General features: G+C 65.8%; 17 protein-coding genes. 11 read left to right on the forward strand and 6 right to left on the reverse strand.

Annotation, left to right across the window (positions count from 1 at the left end):
- Positions 1-25: 25 nt before the first annotated feature.
- The 11 genes from ACK59X_RS35845 (at position 26) to nagZ (ending at position 11,248) form a co-directional block, all read left to right on the forward strand.
- Positions 26-1,111 carry a MucB/RseB C-terminal domain-containing protein gene (locus tag ACK59X_RS35845; RefSeq protein WP_409964356.1) on the forward strand — a complete coding sequence of 362 codons (1,086 nt, stop codon included), beginning with the start codon at positions 26-28 and terminating at the stop codon, positions 1,109-1,111.
- 113 nt (positions 1,112-1,224) lie between these two features.
- Positions 1,225-2,691 (forward strand): Do family serine endopeptidase, encoded by a 1,467-nt coding sequence (locus tag ACK59X_RS35850; RefSeq protein ID WP_409964357.1) that lies wholly within the window; start codon positions 1,225-1,227, stop codon positions 2,689-2,691.
- Between the two features lie 512 nt (positions 2,692-3,203).
- Positions 3,204-5,012, forward strand: coding sequence for a translation elongation factor 4 (gene lepA, locus ACK59X_RS35855; RefSeq protein WP_409964358.1), 1,809 nt, complete (start codon positions 3,204-3,206; stop codon positions 5,010-5,012).
- Complete coding sequence (gene lepB, locus ACK59X_RS35860) at positions 5,012-5,986, forward strand: signal peptidase I (RefSeq protein WP_409964359.1); 975 nt, start codon at positions 5,012-5,014, stop codon at positions 5,984-5,986. The genes lepA and lepB overlap by 1 nt, the downstream gene beginning before the upstream one ends.
- Positions 5,987-6,024: 38 nt before the next feature.
- Positions 6,025-6,390, forward strand: coding sequence for a DUF4845 domain-containing protein (locus ACK59X_RS35865; RefSeq protein WP_409964360.1), 366 nt, complete (start codon positions 6,025-6,027; stop codon positions 6,388-6,390).
- On the forward strand, positions 6,390-7,073 hold the full coding sequence (gene rnc / locus ACK59X_RS35870) for a ribonuclease III (RefSeq protein ID WP_409964361.1): 684 nt from the start codon (positions 6,390-6,392) through the stop codon (positions 7,071-7,073). Before ACK59X_RS35865 ends, rnc begins: the two co-directional genes overlap by 1 nt.
- Positions 7,070-8,083: a GTPase Era gene (era, locus tag ACK59X_RS35875; protein ID WP_409964362.1), complete on the forward strand. Its 1,014-nt coding sequence runs from the start codon at positions 7,070-7,072 to the stop codon at positions 8,081-8,083. The genes rnc and era overlap by 4 nt, the downstream gene beginning before the upstream one ends.
- A gap of 53 nt (positions 8,084-8,136) precedes the next feature.
- A complete protein-coding gene (gene recO, locus ACK59X_RS35880) occupies positions 8,137-8,895 on the forward strand; it encodes a DNA repair protein RecO (RefSeq protein WP_409964363.1) in 759 nt (252 codons plus the stop codon).
- Between the two features lie 25 nt (positions 8,896-8,920).
- Complete coding sequence (locus ACK59X_RS35885; RefSeq protein WP_409964364.1) at positions 8,921-9,670, forward strand: pyridoxine 5'-phosphate synthase; 750 nt, start codon at positions 8,921-8,923, stop codon at positions 9,668-9,670.
- Positions 9,671-9,682: 12 nt separating this feature from the next.
- Positions 9,683-10,078 carry a holo-ACP synthase gene (gene acpS, locus ACK59X_RS35890; RefSeq protein ID WP_409964365.1) on the forward strand — a complete coding sequence of 132 codons (396 nt, stop codon included), beginning with the start codon at positions 9,683-9,685 and terminating at the stop codon, positions 10,076-10,078.
- A 63-nt stretch (positions 10,079-10,141) separates the two neighbouring features.
- Positions 10,142-11,248 carry a beta-N-acetylhexosaminidase gene (gene nagZ / locus ACK59X_RS35895; RefSeq protein ID WP_409964366.1) on the forward strand — a complete coding sequence of 369 codons (1,107 nt, stop codon included), beginning with the start codon at positions 10,142-10,144 and terminating at the stop codon, positions 11,246-11,248.
- Between the two features lie 21 nt (positions 11,249-11,269).
- On the opposite strand, the gene ACK59X_RS35900 is transcribed toward nagZ, so the two are convergent.
- The 6 genes from ACK59X_RS35900 to ACK59X_RS35925 all read right to left on the reverse strand — a co-directional run bounded on the left by ACK59X_RS35900 (position 11,270) and on the right by ACK59X_RS35925 (position 17,889).
- Positions 11,270-11,926, reverse strand: a complete 657-nt coding sequence (locus ACK59X_RS35900; protein WP_409964367.1) for a mechanosensitive ion channel family protein — start codon at positions 11,924-11,926, stop codon at positions 11,270-11,272.
- Positions 11,927-11,966: 40 nt separating this feature from the next.
- Positions 11,967-13,004 carry a diguanylate cyclase domain-containing protein gene (locus ACK59X_RS35905; RefSeq protein WP_409964368.1) on the reverse strand — a complete coding sequence of 346 codons (1,038 nt, stop codon included), beginning with the start codon at positions 13,002-13,004 and terminating at the stop codon, positions 11,967-11,969.
- A 47-nt stretch (positions 13,005-13,051) separates the two neighbouring features.
- The gene (lysS, locus tag ACK59X_RS35910; protein ID WP_409964369.1) at positions 13,052-14,596 is read right to left on the reverse strand and encodes a lysine--tRNA ligase; all 1,545 of its coding nucleotides are present in this window, start codon (positions 14,594-14,596) and stop codon (positions 13,052-13,054) included.
- A 137-nt stretch (positions 14,597-14,733) separates the two neighbouring features.
- Positions 14,734-15,366, reverse strand: coding sequence for a sugar transferase (locus ACK59X_RS35915; protein WP_409964370.1), 633 nt, complete (start codon positions 15,364-15,366; stop codon positions 14,734-14,736).
- Positions 15,366-16,538, reverse strand: a complete 1,173-nt coding sequence (locus ACK59X_RS35920; RefSeq protein ID WP_409964371.1) for a DegT/DnrJ/EryC1/StrS family aminotransferase — start codon at positions 16,536-16,538, stop codon at positions 15,366-15,368. The genes ACK59X_RS35915 and ACK59X_RS35920 overlap by 1 nt, the downstream gene beginning before the upstream one ends.
- Entirely contained in the window at positions 16,525-17,889 is a 1,365-nt protein-coding gene (locus ACK59X_RS35925; protein ID WP_409964372.1) for a UDP-glucose dehydrogenase family protein, read from the reverse strand. Before ACK59X_RS35925 ends, ACK59X_RS35920 begins: the two co-directional genes overlap by 14 nt.
- Positions 17,890-17,898: the final 9 nt, after the last annotated feature.

Below are 17,898 nucleotides of genomic sequence, written 5' to 3' on the forward strand. Positions count from 1 at the left end.
TGCGTGCTGCCTCGGGAAGGGATTGATGCCTGATTTCTCCGCCGTGGGTCCCGCTGGAACACTGCGTTGGCGCAAGGTGTTCGCCAACGCGGCCGTGTGGGTGTATGCCGGCCTGGGGTTGGTGGCGGGCGTGCATGCCCAGTCTTCCGTGCAGCCGCCGCCAGGATCGGCCTTGCCGCCGATGTCGGTGGTGACCCCGGCCCGGGACATCGGCCAGTGGATCGAGCGCATGCACCAGGCGCCACGCAACCGTTCCTACGTCGGCACCTTCGTGGTGCTGTCCTCTTCGGGGGCCATGTTCAGCTCGCGCATCTGGAATGCCTGCGATGGCAAGCAGCAGCTCGAGCGCGTGGACGGACTGAGCGGCAAGCCGCGCAAGGTCTTTCGGCGCAATGACGAGGTGCGCACTTTCCTGCCGGAGGAGCGCACCGTGCGCACCGAGCGCGGGGATGCCCGGGGCCTGTTCCCGCAATTGCCTTCGGTGCAGGGCGCGTCCCTGGCAAAACACTATGAAGCCCAGATGCTGGGCCAGGAGCGCGTGGCGGGGCTGGATGCCGACGTGGTCTGGTTCAAGCCGCTCGATCCCCTGCGCTTTGGCTACCGCATCTGGAGCGAAAGGGAGTCGGGTCTGGTGGTCAAGATGCAGACCCTCGCCACGGACGGCAGGGTGCTCGAGCAGGCGGCGTTCTCCGAGCTCGATCTTCACGCTTCCGTCCCCATGGACAAGCTTGCGCGCATGATGGACGATGTCTCGGGCTACAAGGTGATCGCGCCGGCTGTGGTCAAGACCACGGCGCAGGAGGAGGGGTGGCGCCTGCGCCAGCCGGTGGCGGGCTTCGTGGCCCAGAGTTGCCACAAGAGGGCGGCGGCAGCGCCCGCTGGCGCGCCTGCGGTACTGCAGTGTCTGTACTCCGATGGCCTGGCCACGGTGTCGCTGTTCGTGGAGCCCTTCGATCTGCAGCGCCACGGCACGCAGGGCCAGCTGGGCAGTGTCGGGGCCACTCAGATGCTGGGCCAGCGCATGGTGCCCGATGCCTGGGTGACCGCGGTGGGCGAGGTGCCGATGCAGACGCTGCGCCTGTTCGTCGGGGCGCTGGAGCGAGCGCGCTGAACCCAGGCCCTCGCGCGCCGGCATGAAGGGGGTTTCGGGAACCAATTGCCCATCCTCCTTTCACATGCATTGACAGATTTTTGACGTTCCCCACATTTCATGAAAGGTCGATGATGTCCAAGTTTGATTGGAGTACGCTGCGCGCCCTGGCCATGTCGGGCATAGTGGCAACGGTGGCCAGCGTCGCTGTTCTGCCGCCGCAGGTGGCGATGGCGCAGTCTGCGGTGGTGCGCGGCTTGCCCGATTTCACCGATCTGGTGGACCAGGTCGGTCCATCGGTCGTGAACATCCGCACGCGTGAAAAGGCATCGGATCGCTCGGCCAATGGCATGGACGAGGAGATGCTGGAGTTCTTCCGCCGCTTCGGTGTCCCGATTCCCAACATGCCGCGCCCGCAGCGGCCACAGCGCCCCCAGCAGGACGAGGAGGCGCAGCCGCGTGGCGTGGGTTCGGGCTTCATCCTCACGACCGATGGCTTCGTGATGACCAACGCCCACGTGATCGATGGGGCCGACGAGGTCATCGTCACACTGACCGACAAGCGCGAGTTCAAGGCGCGGGTCGTGGGTGCGGACAAGCGCACCGACGTGGCGGTGGTCAAGATCGAGGCCACCGGCCTGCCGGCCGTGAAGGTGGGCGACGTGAGCCGCCTCAAGGTCGGCGAGTGGGTGATGGCCATCGGCTCGCCCTTCGGCCTGGAAAACAGCGTCACGGCCGGCATCGTGAGCGCCAAGGCGCGCGACACGGGTGATTACCTGCCCTTCATCCAGACCGATGTGGCCATCAACCCCGGCAATTCCGGCGGCCCGCTGATCAACATGCGCGGCGAGGTCGTGGGCATCAACAGCCAGATCTATTCGCGCTCGGGCGGCTTCATGGGCCTCTCGTTCGCGATTCCCATGGACGACGCCATCCGCGTGAGCGCGCCGCTGCGCACCTCGGGCCGCGTGACGCGCGGCCGCATTGGCGTGCAGATCGGCAATGTCAGCAAGGATGTGGCCGAAACCATTGGCCTGGGCAAGGCGCAAGGTGCGATGGTGACGGGAGTGGAATCGGGTTCGCCCGCCGACAAGGCGGGCGTCGAGGCAGGCGACATCATCACGCGCTTCGATGGCAAACCCATCGAGAAAGTGGCCGATCTGCCGCGCCTGGTGGGCAACACCAAGCCCGGCACCAAGAGCTCCATCACGGTATTCCGCCGTGGCAGCGCGCGCGACTTGTCCATCACCATTGCCGAGATCGAGCCCGACAAGCCGGCAGCCAAGGCGGTCGAAAGGGAAGAAAAGCCCAAGGCTTCCTCGATTGGCCAGCAGCTCGGCCTGTCCGTGCTCGAACTCACCGAGGCGCAGAAAAAGGAACTCAAGCTCAAGGGCGGTGTGGCCGTGGCGACGGCCACCGACGCCGCTGCGCGCGCAGGCCTGCGCGAAGGCGACGTGATCCTGTCGGTTGCCAACACGGAGATTTCGGGTCTCAAGGATTTCGAGGCGGTGGTCTCCAAGGCGGACAAGAGCAAGCCCCTGAGCGTGCTCTATCGCCGCGGCGAATGGGCCCAGTACGCGGTGATCCGCCCTCTGCGCTGAGGGCCGGGGCTCGCATGCTCCAGGTTGGCAAAGGGGTGATGGCAAGCGTCTATTCCCTCTGCCTGCACTGGGGCTTTGCCGAAAAACCGCGCAGGAACCGTGGGCTGAAAAAAAATTGAGAGGTTGGCGCTCGCTAACTTCTGAAGTGGGGCATCAACCAGTTTCGATAGAATGCAGGGGTCTGTTCAATTGTTATGTGCATATTGAACGGCTCCTGCTCCACCATGCGGGATGCCCCGGTTTCATGCACAGCTGATCCACAGCTCACCCACAAGTTGTTCAGGACTGCGTGGACTGGATCTGTGAATAAACTGTGTATAAAATCCGTGTTGCAGTCAGGCAACGACCCTTTTCCTGCCAGTGCCGGGCTGCTCCCGACACGCTTTTTGCCTACAATGAAGATCCAACTATCGCAGTTGCCAATGATTGTTGGTTCAGGGCGCGTCGCCACTCGACGCGCCCTTTTTTCTTGTGCGCGCCGTTTTAATTCAATTACTTGACGCTTCCCGTTGATGAACCACATCAGAAATTTCTCCATCATTGCGCACATCGACCATGGCAAGTCGACGCTGGCCGACCGCCTGATCCAGCGATGCGGTGGCCTTGCGGACCGCGATATGGAGGCCCAGGTTCTGGACTCGATGGACATCGAAAAAGAGCGTGGGATAACCATCAAGGCACAGACCGCAGCACTGCAATACAAGGCACGTGATGGGCAGGTCTACAACCTCAACCTGATCGACACGCCAGGCCATGTGGACTTCTCTTACGAGGTGAGCCGCTCGCTGTCTGCGTGCGAGGGCGCACTGCTCGTCGTTGACGCGTCGCAGGGTGTGGAAGCGCAGACCGTTGCCAACTGCTACACCGCGCTGGACCTCGGTGTGGAAGTGGTGCCTGTCCTCAACAAGATGGACCTGCCCAACGCCGATCCGGACAACGCGAAGGCCGAGGTCGAGGACGTGATCGGCATTGATGCGACCGATGCCATTCCCTGCTCGGCCAAGACCGGCATGGGCATCGACGAGATCCTCGAAGCCATCGTGGCCAAGGTGCCCGCTCCGCGCGGCAACGCCGATGGTCCGCTGCGCGCGATGATCATCGACAGCTGGTTCGACAGCTACGTCGGCGTGGTGATGCTGGTGCGCGTCGTCGATGGCCGCCTTCTCAAGGGCGAGCGCATCAAGATGATGGCCACGGGGGCTGTGTACAACGCGGACAACCTGGGTGTTTTCACCCCCGCCAACGAGCCGCGCAATTCGCTCGATGCAGGCCAGGTGGGCTACATCATCGCCGGCATCAAGGAGCTGCAGGCCGCCAAGGTGGGCGACACCATCACGCTCGAAAAGAAGCTGCCCAACAATGCCGGCCCTGCCGACGAAGCGCTGCCGGGCTTCAAGGAAATCCAGCCCCAGGTGTTCGCCGGCCTGTATCCGACGGAAGCCAGCGAGTACGACTCGCTGCGTGACGCGCTGGAAAAGCTCAAGCTCAACGATGCCTCGCTGCACTATGAGCCCGAGGTCAGCCAGGCGCTGGGCTTCGGCTTCCGCTGCGGCTTTCTGGGCCTTTTGCACATGGAGATCGTGCAGGAGCGGCTGGAGCGCGAGTTCGACCAGGACCTGATCACCACCGCGCCGAGCGTGGTCTACCAGGTGGTCCGGGCGGACGGCGAGATCCTCATGGTCGAAAACCCGTCGAAGATGCCCGACCAGGGCCGGCTGGAGGAAATCCGCGAGCCCATCGTCACGGTGCACCTGTACATGCCCCAGGACTACGTGGGCCCGGTGATGACGCTGGCCAATCAGAAGCGCGGCGTGCAGATCAACATGGCCTACCATGGCCGCCAGGTCATGCTGACCTACGAGATGCCGCTCGGCGAGATCGTGCTCGACTTCTTCGACAAGCTCAAGTCCGTCTCGCGCGGCTACGCCTCCATGGACTACGAGTTCAAGGAGTACCGTGCGTCCGACGTGGTCAAGGTGGACATCCTGCTCAATGGTGAGAAGGTCGACGCGCTGTCCATCATCGTGCACCGCTCGCAGTCCCAGTACCGCGGCCGGGCCGTGGTCGGCAAGATGCGCGAGATCATCAGCCGCCAGATGTACGACGTGGCCATCCAGGCCGCCATCGGTGCCAACATCATCGCGCGCGAGACCATCAAGGCGCTGCGCAAGAACGTGCTGGCCAAGTGCTATGGCGGTGACATCACGCGCAAGCGCAAGCTGCTGGAAAAGCAGAAGGCGGGCAAGAAGCGGATGAAGCAGATCGGTTCGGTCGAGGTGCCGCAGGAGGCTTTCCTCGCCATTTTGCAGGTGGAAGATTGATGCGGTTCATGGAAATTTTGACAGCTGCCGTCCTGGCGGCGTTCTTGGGCTATGTCGGTGCCTGGTACTTTGGTGCCATCGAGGGCAATTTCGCGCTGCTGATGTTCCTGGCCACCGTGGTCACGGGGGCCTACTGGCTCGCGGAACGCCTGTACTTTCTGCCCCGGCGGCGCCGTGCGGCCCAGGCCATCGAAGACGCGGCCGTGCAGCGCCGGGCCGAACTGGACCGCATGGGCATCCAGAAGGTGGATGTGGACGTGCAGGAGGCCCAGGGGCGCCTGCTGATGCAGCCCTGGTGGCTGGATTGGACGGCAGGGCTGTTTCCGGTGATTGCGGCGGTGTTCCTGCTGCGCTCATTCCTGTTCGAGCCCTTCAAGATTCCTTCGGGCTCGATGATTCCGACGCTGCTGGTGGGCGACCTGATCCTGGTCAACAAATTCACCTATGGCGTGCGCCTGCCTGTGATCAACACGAAGATCATCGAGGGCAACAAGCCGGTGCGCGGCGATGTCATGGTGTTCCGCTACCCGCCCCAGCCCAACCTCGACTACATCAAGCGCGTGATCGGTGTGCCGGGCGACGAAGTGGCCTATTTGAACAAGCGCCTCACGATCAATGGACAGGCAGTGCGCACCACCAACGCCCCGGATTTCTTCGAGGAAGACACCATGCGCTACTTCAAGCAGCTGGAGGAGCAGGTGGACGGCAAGCCCCACCGGCTGTTGAACAATCCCGAGGTCCCCGCTTTCATCCAGGGTGCGAGCAATTTTGCCTACCGCGAGAACTGCCGCTACAGTGTCGAAGGGGTGGTCTGCAAGGTGCCCGAGGGCCACTATTTCATGATGGGGGACAACCGCGACAATTCGCTGGATTCCCGCTACTGGGGTTTTGTGCCGGACGCCAATATTGTCGGCAAGGCCTTTTTTGTCTGGATGAATTTCGGTAATCTCAAGCGCATCGGACCTTTTCATTGACCGATAGCCCATTTCCATCAACATTGAGAGGGGAGAGCATGCACACCCATCGTTTCGCCAGCCGCTCGCGCCAGCGTGGCCTGTCCTTCATCGGCGTGATTTTCATCGGGTTGATCTGCGTGGCCGCGTTCGCCATCGGCGGCCAGTCCGTACCCATCTTCATCGAGTACCAGGCGATCAACAAGGCCGCCGCGAAGGCTGCCAGGGAAGAGACGACGGTTGCAGGCATCCGGGGGGCGTTTGACCGTGCCGGCGCCATCGACGACATCAGTTCCATCAAGGGCAAGGACCTGGAAATCACCAAGCGCGGCGACAAGAACATCGTGAGTTTCAAGTATTCGCGCGAGATCGCACTGGCGGGTCCGGCCTATCTTGTCTACCGCCTTGAGGGACAGACCAAGTAGTGCCTCCGAGTCTCCAAGCGCTGCAGGATCGCCTGCAGCACCCTTTTTCCGATGCTTCTCTGCTGCAACGCGCCGTCACGCACCGCAGCTTTTCGGCCGACCACAATGAGCGGCTGGAGTTTCTCGGGGACTCCGTCCTGAACCTGGCAGTGGCCAGCCTGCTGTACCAGCGCCTGGGCTCCTTGCCCGAAGGCGACCTCTCGCGCGTGCGGGCCAACCTGGTCAAGCAGGACACGCTGCACCAGCTGGCGCTGCGCCTGCGCGTGTCCGAGGTGCTGCGCCTGGGTGAAGGCGAGTCCAAATCCGGCGGCCACCAGCGACCCTCGATCCTCGCCGATGCACTGGAGGCGCTGATCGGTGCGGTGTACCTCGATGCCGGGTATGGGAAGGCCGAGGCCCTGGTGCACCGCCTGTTCCAGGGAGTGGAGATCAACCCGCAGATGCAGGCCGCCTCCAAGGACGCCAAGACCGCGTTGCAGGAGTGGCTCCAGGGCCGCAAAATGAAGCTTCCGCTGTATGCCGTCGTGGCCACCGTGGGGGCGGCGCACCGCCAGACCTTTGACGTCGAGTGCGATATTCCCGAACTGGGCCTGACCGAGCGTGGCATCGGCGGTTCCCGCCGTGCCGGCGAGCAGGCCGCTGCGGCCGCCATGCTGGCTACACTGAAAGCAAAGAACCTATGAACGACGACGCCACCAACGAACCGGCCGGCGATACCAGCCAGCCGCCAACGGGCGCCCAGTCGCCTGCCGACCTGGAGGCGATGCTGGCCGGGGCGCGCGTGCCGGCCGCGGTCGAGGGCCAGCGCTGTGGTGTGATCGCCATCGTCGGCAAGCCCAATGTGGGCAAGTCCACGTTGCTCAATGCCCTGGTGGGCCAGAAGATCAGCATCACCTCGCGCAAGGCGCAGACCACGCGCCATCGCATCACCGGTATCCGCACGCGCGAGCAGACCCAGTTCGTCTTCGTCGATACCCCGGGTTTCCAGACCCGCCATGCCACGGCGCTCAACAAGTCGCTCAACAAGACCGTCATGGGCGCCATCGGCGACGTGGACCTGATCCTCTTTGTCGTCGAAGCCGGCAACTTCACCCTGGCAGACGCCAAGGTGCTGTCCCTGTTCAAGCCCGGCATTCCCACGCTGCTGGTGGCCAACAAGCTCGACATGGTCAACCGCCGCGCCGAACTGGCCCCCGGGCTCAAGAGCATGCAGGAGCGCCACCCGTTTGCCGAGTTCGTGCCCATGTCGGCCAAGAACAAGGGCGACATCGACAGGCTGTTCGGCATCTGTGCCAAGTACCTGCCCGAGCAGGGCTGGTGGTACGGCGAGGATGAACTCACCGACCGCAGCGAGAAATTCCTGGCCGGCGAGACCGTGCGCGAAAAGCTGTTCCGCTTCACGGGCGACGAACTGCCTTACACCTCCACGGTGGTCATCGACAAGTTCGACGAAGAAGCCAGCAAGCAGCACAAACGCCTGGTCAAGATCGCCGCCACCATCGTGGTCGAGCGCGACAACCACAAGATGATGGTCATCGGCGACAAGGGCGAGCGCTTGAAGCGCATCGGCACCGAGGCGCGCCAGGAGCTCGAGAAGCTCATGGACGCCAAGGTCTTCCTGGAACTCTGGGTCAAGGTGCGCTCGGGCTGGGCCGACGACGAGGCGCGCGTGCGCTCGTTCGGCTACGAGTGAGGATGGCCGCCGCCCCGGTTCTCGGTGCGCCTGCGGCCTGACGAAAGCCGCCCGTGGCCGTTGCCAAGCGCGTTTCCGATGAACCCGCCTTCGTGCTGCACAGCTACGACTGGAGCGAGTCGAGCCTGATCCTGGAGGTGTTCTGCCGCCGCCAGGGCCGCGTGGCCCTGGTCGCCAAGGGTGCCAAGAAGCCGACCTCCAACTTCCGCCCGGTGCTGCTGCCCCTGCAGCCGCTCTTGCTCACCTACACGCTCTCGGGCGATGGCTCGGCCGACATCCACACCCTCAAGGGCGCCGAGTGGGTGGGCGGGCATGTCATGCCCACGGGCGATGCCCTGCTGTCGGGCATGTACCTCAACGAACTGCTGCTGCGCCTGCTGGCGCGGGCCGATGCGCATGCCGCGCTCTTTGACGCCTATGCTGGTGTGGTGCGCGTGCTGGCCAGCGAGCCTGGCGATGCGCTCGAACCGGTGCTGCGCAGCTTCGAGCTGCTGCTGCTGCGCGAGATCGGCCTCTTGCCCAGCCTGGACGCCGAGACCATGACCTTCGAGCCCCTGCAGGCCGCCATGCGCTACACCCTGGTGGCCGAAGGCGGGCTGCGCAGGGCCTCGGCGGGCGATCGCGTTGCCTTGCCTGCAAGCCAGTGGGCGGGCTTACAGGCCGCGCTCGACACCGGCTACACCGCCACCCTGCGCGCCTGCGCGCCCGTGGCCGCCGAGCTCAAGCCCCAGCTCAGGGCGCTCTTGCAATACCATTGCGGCAGTCCCGTGCTGCGCACCCGCCAGCTCATGATGGATCTGCAGGCCCTCTGATCTCCCTTTGATCTCCACCTCCTCCATGGCACAACACCGCACCGCCCTGTCCGTCAACGTCAACAAGGTCGCCCTGGTGCGCAACACGCGCCACCTGGGCATTCCCAGCGTCACGCGTGCCGCGCAGCTGTGCCTTGAAGCGGGTGCCCGGGGCATCACCGTGCACCCCCGCCCGGACGAACGCCACATCCGCAGCCATGACGTCTACGAGCTGGCCGAGCTCATGAAGGCCTGGCCCGACCGCGAATTCAACATCGAGGGCAACCCGTCGCAGAACCTCATGGACTTCATCCGCCAGGTGCGCCCGCACCAGGCGACCTTCGTGCCCGACAGCGAAGACCAGTTCACCAGCGACCACGGCTGGAGCTTTCCGCAGGACGCCGAGCGCCTGGCCCCTTTGATTGCCGAATGCAAGGCCCTGGGTGTGCGAGTCAGCCTGTTCATGGACCCGACACCCGAGGCCATGGCCGCTGCCAAGGCCGTGGGCGCCGACCGCATCGAGCTCTATACCGAGCCCTATGCCGCCGCCTGGGGCACTCCAGACCAGCCCGTGCAGCTGGAGCGCTACCGCGCCGCCGCCCAGTATGCCCTGGATGCCGGGCTGGGCGTCAATGCCGGCCATGACCTCAACCGCGACAACCTCGGGGCCTTCGTGCGCGGTGTGCCCGGCGTGCTCGAGGTCTCCATCGGCCATGCCCTGATCGCCGATGCGCTGGAGCTGGGCTACGCCGCCACCGTGCAGGCGTACAACGCCTGCATCGATGCTGCTGCCTGAGCGCTGCACGCCATGATCTACGGTATCGGCACCGACATCTGCGACGTGCGCCGCATCAAGGCCAGCCTGGAGCGCCACGGCGACCGGTTTGCCGAGAAGGTGCTGTCCGAGGGCGAGCTCGCCACCTGGCGCGCCCGCACCGCCCGCTGGCCCGACCGCGGCCTGCGCTACTTGGCCACCCGCTTTTCCGCCAAGGAGGCCTTCAGCAAGGCCATCGGCCTGGGAATGCGCATGCCCATGACCTGGCGCCACTGCGAAGTCGCCAAGCTCGCCTCGGGCCAGCCCGTGATCGTGCTGCATGGCGCGCTCAAGGTGTGGTTCGAGGAGCGCGGCCTGCAGGCCCACCTGAGCGTGACCGACGAGACGGACTATGCCGCCAGCTTCTGCGTGGTCGAAAAAACGCCTTGATCTGTGCGCGCATGCGTACCCTGCGCGTCTGCAACCCATCTTCTTTCTGATTTCCCCACGCCCATGACCGAACACGCACCCGTCATCCTCGATGTGGCCGGCACCTCCCTGAGTGCCGATGACCGCCGCCGCCTGGCCCACCCGCTCACCGGCGGCGTCATTCTGTTCGCCCGCAACTGGGAAAACCGGGCCCAGCTGCTGGGCCTGACCAGCGCCATCAAGGCCGTGCGCGACGACCTCCTGATCTGCGTGGACCACGAAGGTGGTCGCGTGCAGCGCTTTCGCACCGATGGCTTCACCCACCTGCCGCCCATGCGCGCCTTGGGCGCGATGTGGATGGACGATGGCAAGGGCGCCAAGGCCATGCCCGGCAGCGGTGCCCTGCGCGCCACCAATGCGGCTACAGCCGCGGGCTATGTGCTGGGCGCCGAACTGCGCGCCTGCGGCGTGGATTTCTCGTTCACCCCGGTGCTCGACCTCGACTGGCAGGACGTGGCCACTTCGCGCAGTGGCGTGATCGGCGACCGGGCCTTCCACCGCGACCCGCGCGTCGTGGCGCTGCTGGCCAAGGGCCTCATGCACGGCCTGCTCCAGGCCGGCATGGCCAACTGCGGCAAGCATTTTCCCGGCCATGGTTTCGTCAAGGCCGATTCGCACACCGACGTCCCGGTTGTCACGCGCAGCCTCAAGGCCCTCCTGGCCGACGACGCTGCCCCGTACCCCTGGCTCAGCAGCACGCTCACCAGCGTCATGCCGGCCCATGTGATCTACCCCAAGGTGGACAGCCGCCCGGCAGGATTTTCAAGGCGCTGGCTGCAGGACATCCTGCGCCGCGAGATGCGCTTCGATGGCGCCATCTTCAGCGACGACCTGAGCATGGAAGGCGCACGCCGGCTCGACGGCCAACTGGTCAGTTACACCAAGGGGGCGCTGGCAGCCTTGGAGGCCGGTTGTGACCTGGTGCTGCTGTGCAACCAGAGCGTGGGTGATGGCAAGGCGGTGGACGAATTGCTCGATGGCCTGGCCGATGCCCTGGCCCAGGGCCGCTGGCAGCCCAGTGCGGACAGCGAGTCACGCCGAATTGCACTGCTGCCTGAGACCATCCCCCAGGCCTGGGACGATCTCATGTACCAGCCAGCCTACCTGCAGGCGCTCGATCTGCTGCCCTGATGGCTCGGCGCTGCCGCCCCGTCAGGGAGCGGTAGTGGTGAGGGGCGATTCCTGCACCGCCGCGGCAACTGCGGGCGGAGCAGGCGCCGCAGCCTCTGCGGGGGGCGGCCCCCGCCAGCGCCGCACCACGCGCTGAAAGATCAGTGCATTGGGTATTTGCAGCCAGGTGCCTTCGGGTCCCGCATGGTGGTGGTCCTCCAGGGTGGTGTACAGCAGGTTGATGTCCACCACCCGGCCCTTGGCGCCGGGCTTCTCGGCCGTGTCCAGCACCTCGATGTAGTCGCCCACGCGAAACGGCCGCACCGTGAAGATCAGCAGTGCGCAAAACAGGTTGGACAGCACGCTCCAGGCCGCGAAGAAGGCCACCGCGCCCACCGTGGCAAAGCCCGTCAGCGCCGTCCACAGCACCGTGGCCGACACCCCCATGCGCTCCAGCACCAGCAGGAAGGCGCTGGCCACGAGGATCCAGCGTATCAAGCCCTTGATGGGCACCAGCAGCTCGTCCGGCAGTTGGTAGTGGGCGGCGGCACGGGCGACCAGGCGGCGCAGCAAGCGCTGCAGCATCCAGGCGACGAAAATGATCAGCAGGATCTGCAGGCCGGGCACGATCACCTCCAGCCAGTCCTGCACCCAGGTGGGCAGATATGTCTTCAAAGCATGCAGACCAGTGGTGGCCATGGGAGAAGAGCGCAAGGCTCCAGAACAGAAAGAATCGCCATCAGCCGCGCAACTGCTCCACCGTGTCCATTTGCATCTCGAAGCTGAAGAAGCGGTTGCGGCCCTGGGCCTTGGCGGCGTACAGGGCCTGGTCGGCACGCATGATCATGCTTTCGGCATTGGTGCTGTCGTCGGGCACGCAGGTGGTGATGCCGCCCGAGAGCGTAAGCGCGTCGCCCAGGGGCGAATCCGGGTGTGCAATGCCGCGCACCTTGAGCAATTGGCCCAGGGCGCGCGCAAAGGTCATGGCGCCGGAGCGCGGGGTGTTGGGCAGGATGAGCGCGAATTCCTCGCCGCCATAGCGCGACGCCACGTCGCGCGGCCGCACGCACACCTCGCGCAGCAGCCGGCCCACTTCCTTGAGGCAGGCATCGCCCTGCACATGGCCGCTGGCATCGTTGAACAGCTTGAAATGGTCCAGGTCGCACAGCATCAGCGTGAGCGGTGTGCCATCGCGCCGCGCCGACAGGATCTCGTTGTGCAGCATGCGGTCGAAGCCCCGGCGGTTCACCAGGCCCGTGAGCGCGTCCACCTCCACCATCTCATTGAGGCGCTGGTTGGCCACATGCAGTTCGGCCGACACCGACACCAGCCGCCGGCGCATGTCCAAGAGGCGCTGCATGGCGCGCAGCTTGGCCATCAGCACGATGGGCCTGACCGGCTTGACCAGGTAGTCATCGCCCCCGACCTCGATGCCGCGCCACACGTCGAGCTCGTTGTCCAGACCCGACAGGAAGATGATGGGCGTCCAGTCGCCGGCTTCGCTCTCGCGCATCTGCTGCGCCACCCAGTAGCCGTCCTTGCCGGGCAGCTTGATGTCCAGCAGCACCAGGTCCGGACGCTGCGCCTTGAACAGGTGCAGCGCCGCCGTGCCCTCGGGGGCCTCGAAGATCTCCGCGATCCCAGCCTGGCGCAGTTCGGCTACGAGGGCCGCCCGCACGGAATTCTGGTCCTCTACCACCAGCACTGAAAAGCGGTTGCGGGACGAGGACCCGCTGGCCGTGGCGGGGTAGGGCGCGCTGCTGGGAGTGAATGGCACGGTGACTCCTTGGTGCGAAGCTCAGGAGGTGGGCAGCAGCCAGCCGCTCAGGATTCCCGTCGCAGTGCCGGGAACAGTATCACGTCGCGGATGCTGGGGCTATCGGTCAATAGCATCATCAGGCGGTCGATGCCGATACCGCAGCCACCCGTGGGAGGCATGCCGTACTCCAGGGCGCGCACGAAGTCGTGGTCGTAGAACATGGCCTCGTCGTCACCGCTGTCCTTGGCCGCTACCTGGGCATGGAAGCGCGCAGCCTGGTCCTCGGCGTCGTTGAGCTCGCTGAAGCCGTTGCCGAACTCGCGCCCGGTGATGTACAGCTCGAAGCGCTCGGTCACTTCGGGGCGGGTGTCGTTGGCGCGCGCCAGCGGCGAGATCTCGGTCGGGTGCTCCATGATGAAGGTGGGCAGCCACAGCTTGTCCTCCACCGTCTCCTCGAAGTACAGCACCTGCAGGCTGGCCAGCGAGCGCGTTGACAGCTTGTCCTTTTCTTCATTCAGGCCCAGCTTCTTCAAGGCGCTGGTCAGCCAGGCGGCGTCGTCCACATGGGCGCCGGCTTCGGTGTACTGGAAGATCGCTTCGCGGATGGTCAGGCGCGCGAACGGCTGCGACAGGTCCACGGCGCGGCCCTGGTAGCTCAGTTGCAGCGAGCCCGTGGCCTTGAGCGCCACCTCGCGGATCAGCGTCTCGGTGAAGTCCATCAGATCCAGGTAGTTCCAGTACGCCGCATAGAACTCCATCATGGTGAACTCGGGGTTGTGGCGCACCGAGATACCTTCATTGCGGTAGCTGCGATTGATTTCGAACACGCGCTCGAAGCCGCCCACGATCAGGCGCTTGAGGTACAGCTCCGGCGCGATGCGCAGGTACATCTCCTGCTCCAGCGCGTTGTGGTGCGTCACAAAAGGCTTGGCATTGGCGCCGCCCGGGATCGGGTGCAGCATGGGCGTCTCGACTTCGAGGAAGCCGTGCTCCACCATGAACTCGCGCAGGCCGCTCACGGCCTTGCTGCGCGCGATGAAGCGCTTGCGCGCCTGCTCGTCGGTGATCAGGTCCACATAGCGCTGGCGGTACTTCTGCTCTTGGTCGGCCATGCCGTGGAACTTGTCGGGCAGCGGGCGCAGGCTCTTGGTCAAGAGGCGCAGGCGCGTGACCTTGATCGAAAGCTCGCCGGTCTTGGTCTTGAAGGTCGTGCCCTCGGCACCCACGATGTCGCCCAGGTCCCAGTGCTTGAAAGCCGCGTAGGCTTCCTCGCCCAGCGCATCGCGGGTCACGTACAGCTGGATCTGGCCGCCGGTGTCGCCCAGCGAGCCGTCCTGCACCGTGGCGAAGCTGGCCTTGCCCATCACGCGCTTGAGCATCATGCGGCCGGCCACGCTCACCGTTGCGGGGCTGGCTTCCAGGGCCTCGGCGTCCACGGCGCCAAAAGTGGCGTGCAGCTCGGCCGCCTTGTTGGCCGGCTTGAAGTTGTTGGGGAAGGCCACGCCGCCGCCCTGGGCCTGAACTTCGCGCAAGGCGCGGAGCTTCTCACGGCGTTCGGCCATGAGCTTGTTGTCGTCCTGGGGCACTGGAGGGGTGTTCTGTTCAGACATAGGTGCGGTCAATGCGGTGCGCGCGTGTGCGTCGTGGTATGGGGGCTGCCGTGGCGGTCCACGGTGGCGAACCTGCCATTTTATCGGCTTGGCGCACGCTGCACGGTTTTTGCCCCTGCAGCCGCGTAGTCAATGCTTCAGCGGGGCTGGCCGGCGCCTCTGCCGGGCGCCCGGGACGGCCGCAGGACGGCGTCGACCGTGCGCGCGATGATCACCAGGTCCTGCCAGAGTCCATGGTTCTGCGCATAGCGGGCCGCATAGTCCAGTTTGGCGGGCAGGATCTCCTCCACATAGGTGCGCTCGGGGTCGGCGCTCTGCGCGAGCAGCGTGCTCTCGTTGCGGAAGGCGATGGAGGCCAGGTCCGTGATGCCCGGTCGCACGCTCAGCACCAGGTCATGCAGCTCCGGTGGGTACATCGCGACGTAGTACGGTACTTCGGGCCGCGGGCCCACCAGGCTCATGTCGCCCACGAGAACGTTGAACAGCTGCGGCAGCTCGTCGAGCTTGCTGTGGCGCAGCCAGTGCCCCGCGCGCGTGATGCGCGCATCCTCGCCCACCGTGATGGCCGGCCCCGAGCGGTCCGCGCCGGTGCGCATGGTGCGGAACTTGTAGATCGTGAAATGCCGCCCGTGCCGGCCCACCCGCTCCTGGCGGAAGAATGCGCCGCCAGCCGAATCGCAGCGCACCCACAGCGCAATGGCCAGCAGCGCCGGGCCCAGCACCAGCAGGGCGCTGCCCGCAACCACGATGTCCAGCAGGCGCTTGAGCATCAGCCGAGCAACTGGTGCAGGGCTGCGATCACGCGGTCCTGGTCGGCATCGCTCATTGCCGTGAACAGGGGAATGCTCACCATGGCCTGGTAGGCCGCGTCGGCTTGCGGGAACATCTCGGGCGTGAGTGCATAACGGTCGCGCCAGTAGGGGTGGCGGTGCAGCGGCACATAGTGCACGCTGGTGCCGATGCCCCTGTCCGACAGGCCCTGCACCAGCGCATCGCGCGACAGGCGTGCGCCTTCTGCGAGGCGGATGACGTACAAGTGCCAGGCGTGCACGTCGCCCGCAGGCGCTTCGGCCGGCAGCACCAGCGGCAAGTCCCTAAGGCCTGCGTGGTAGCGCTGCGCCAGGTACTGGCGCCGCTGCACGAAGGCGGGCAGGCGCGCGAGTTGCTGCACGCCCATGGCGGCCGCCACATCGGTCATGTTGTACTTGAAGCCCGGGGCCACCACCTCGTAGTACCAGGCCGGTGTCTTCGAGGTGAAGCGGTCGAAGGCATCGCGGTTCATGCCATGCAGGCGCATCACGCGCATGCGCTTGGCCAGCTCCGGGTCGCGCGTCACGGCCATGCCGCCTTCGCCCGTGGTGATGGTCTTGTTGGCATAGAAGCTGAACACCGTCACGTCGGACGCCAACTGCCCCACCAGCGTGCCCTTCCAGGTCGTGGGCAGGGCGTGTGCGGCGTCTTCCACCACCTTGAGGCCATGCTCCTTCGCAATGACCAGGATGGCATCCATGTCGCAGGCCAGACCGCCGTAGTGCACTGGCATGATGGCCTTGGTGCGCGGCGTGATCGCAGCGCGCACCCGGGCCGGGTCCATGTTCAGCGTCACCGGGTCCACGTCCACCAGCACCGGGTCGGCGCCCAGGTAGCGCACCACCTCGGTCGTGGCCGTAAAGGTCAGCGTGGGTGCGATCACTTCGTCGCCCGGGCCGATGCCCAGGGCTTCCAGGGCCAGGTGCAGGCCGGCGGTGGCCGAGTTCACGGCCAGGCTGTCCACGCCGCCGCCCAGGTAGTCGGTGAAGGCTTGCTCGAAGGACTTGGTCTGGGGTCCCGTGGTGACCCAGCCCGAGCGCATGGCTTCGGCGACGGCGCTCACTTCGGCATCGCCGATGTCGGGGCGCGCGAAGGGCAGAAAGGGCAGGGCGGCGGTGTCAGCGTTCGGCATGGTCAGGCGGCAAAGGGGTGGAGGGGGCTGCGCCACGGCCGATGGCGTGGTATTGCAGCCCTGCGGCGTGCAGCTCGGCGGGATCGAAAAGATTGCGGCCATCGAACACCACGCGTTCGCGCAGCGTGGCGGCCAGGTGGGCAAAGTCCGGGCTGCGGAACTCCTTCCACTCGGTGGCGATGACGAGCGCGTCCGCCCCCACCAGCGCCGCGTCGGCCTGCTCCACGAAGGACAGGCCGGCGCGCGGGCCTAGCGCCAGGCGCGCCTGGTCCATGGCCTGCGGGTCGTAGGCCACCACATCGGCGCCCAGGGCCAGCAGCCGGTCGATGATGGCCAGGCTTGGCGCCTCGCGCATGTCGTCGGTGCCGGGCTTGAAGGCCAGGCCCCACAGGGCGAAGCGCCGGCCCGTGAGGTCGGGGCCGAAGCGCGCGGTGATCTTGCCGGTCAGCACCTGCTTCTGGCGCTCGTTCACGGCCTGCACGGCGGGCAGGATATGGAACTCCTGCCCCGCGTCCTGCGCGGTCTTGATTAGCGCGCGCACGTCCGTGGGAAAGCTCGACCCGCCATAGCCCGTGCCCGCGTACAGGAAATGTGTGCCGATGCGCGGGTCCATGCCGATGCCCGTTCGCACGTTCTCGATGTCGGCGCCCAGCTTCTCGGCCAGCAGCGCCAGCTCGTTCATGAAGCTGATGCGCGTGGCCAGCATGGCATTGGCCGCGTACTTGGTGAACTCGGCGCTGCGCACATCCATCACCACCAGCCGGTCGCGGTTGCGCATGAAAGGTGCGTACACGGTGCGCATGAGCTCGGTGGCACGCTCGTTGTCGCTGCCCACGATCACGCGGTCCGGCCGCATGAAGTCCTGCACCGCGCTGCCTTCCTTGAGGAACTCGGGGTTGGACACCACGGCGAAGTCTGCCGGCAGGCTGCGCTCCGCCAGCACGCCGGCCACCGTATCGCGCACACGGTCGGCCGTGCCCACGGGTACCGTGCTCTTGTTGACGATGAGCTTGTAGCCCGCCATGCGCTCGGCAATTGATCGCGCGGCCGCCAGCACATGCTGCAGATCAGCCGAACCATCTTCGCTCGGCGGCGTGCCCACGGAGATGAATTGCAGCAGGCCATGCGCCACGGCATGGTCGGTGTCGGTGGTGAACTCCAGGCGGCCGGCGCGCGCATTGCGCAGCACCACGTCGAGCAGGCCGGGCTCATGGATGGGCATGTGCCCCTGGTTCAGCGAGGCGATGCGGCGCGCATCCAGGTCCAGGCACACCACGTGGTTGCCCATCTCCGAGAGACAGGCCCCGGTGACAAGGCCCACATAGCCGGTGCCGATGACGGTGATTTTCATGGAGCGAGA

Source organism: Acidovorax sp., assembly GCF_046339755.1.
GTDB lineage: Bacteria > Pseudomonadota > Gammaproteobacteria > Burkholderiales > Burkholderiaceae_C > Acidovorax.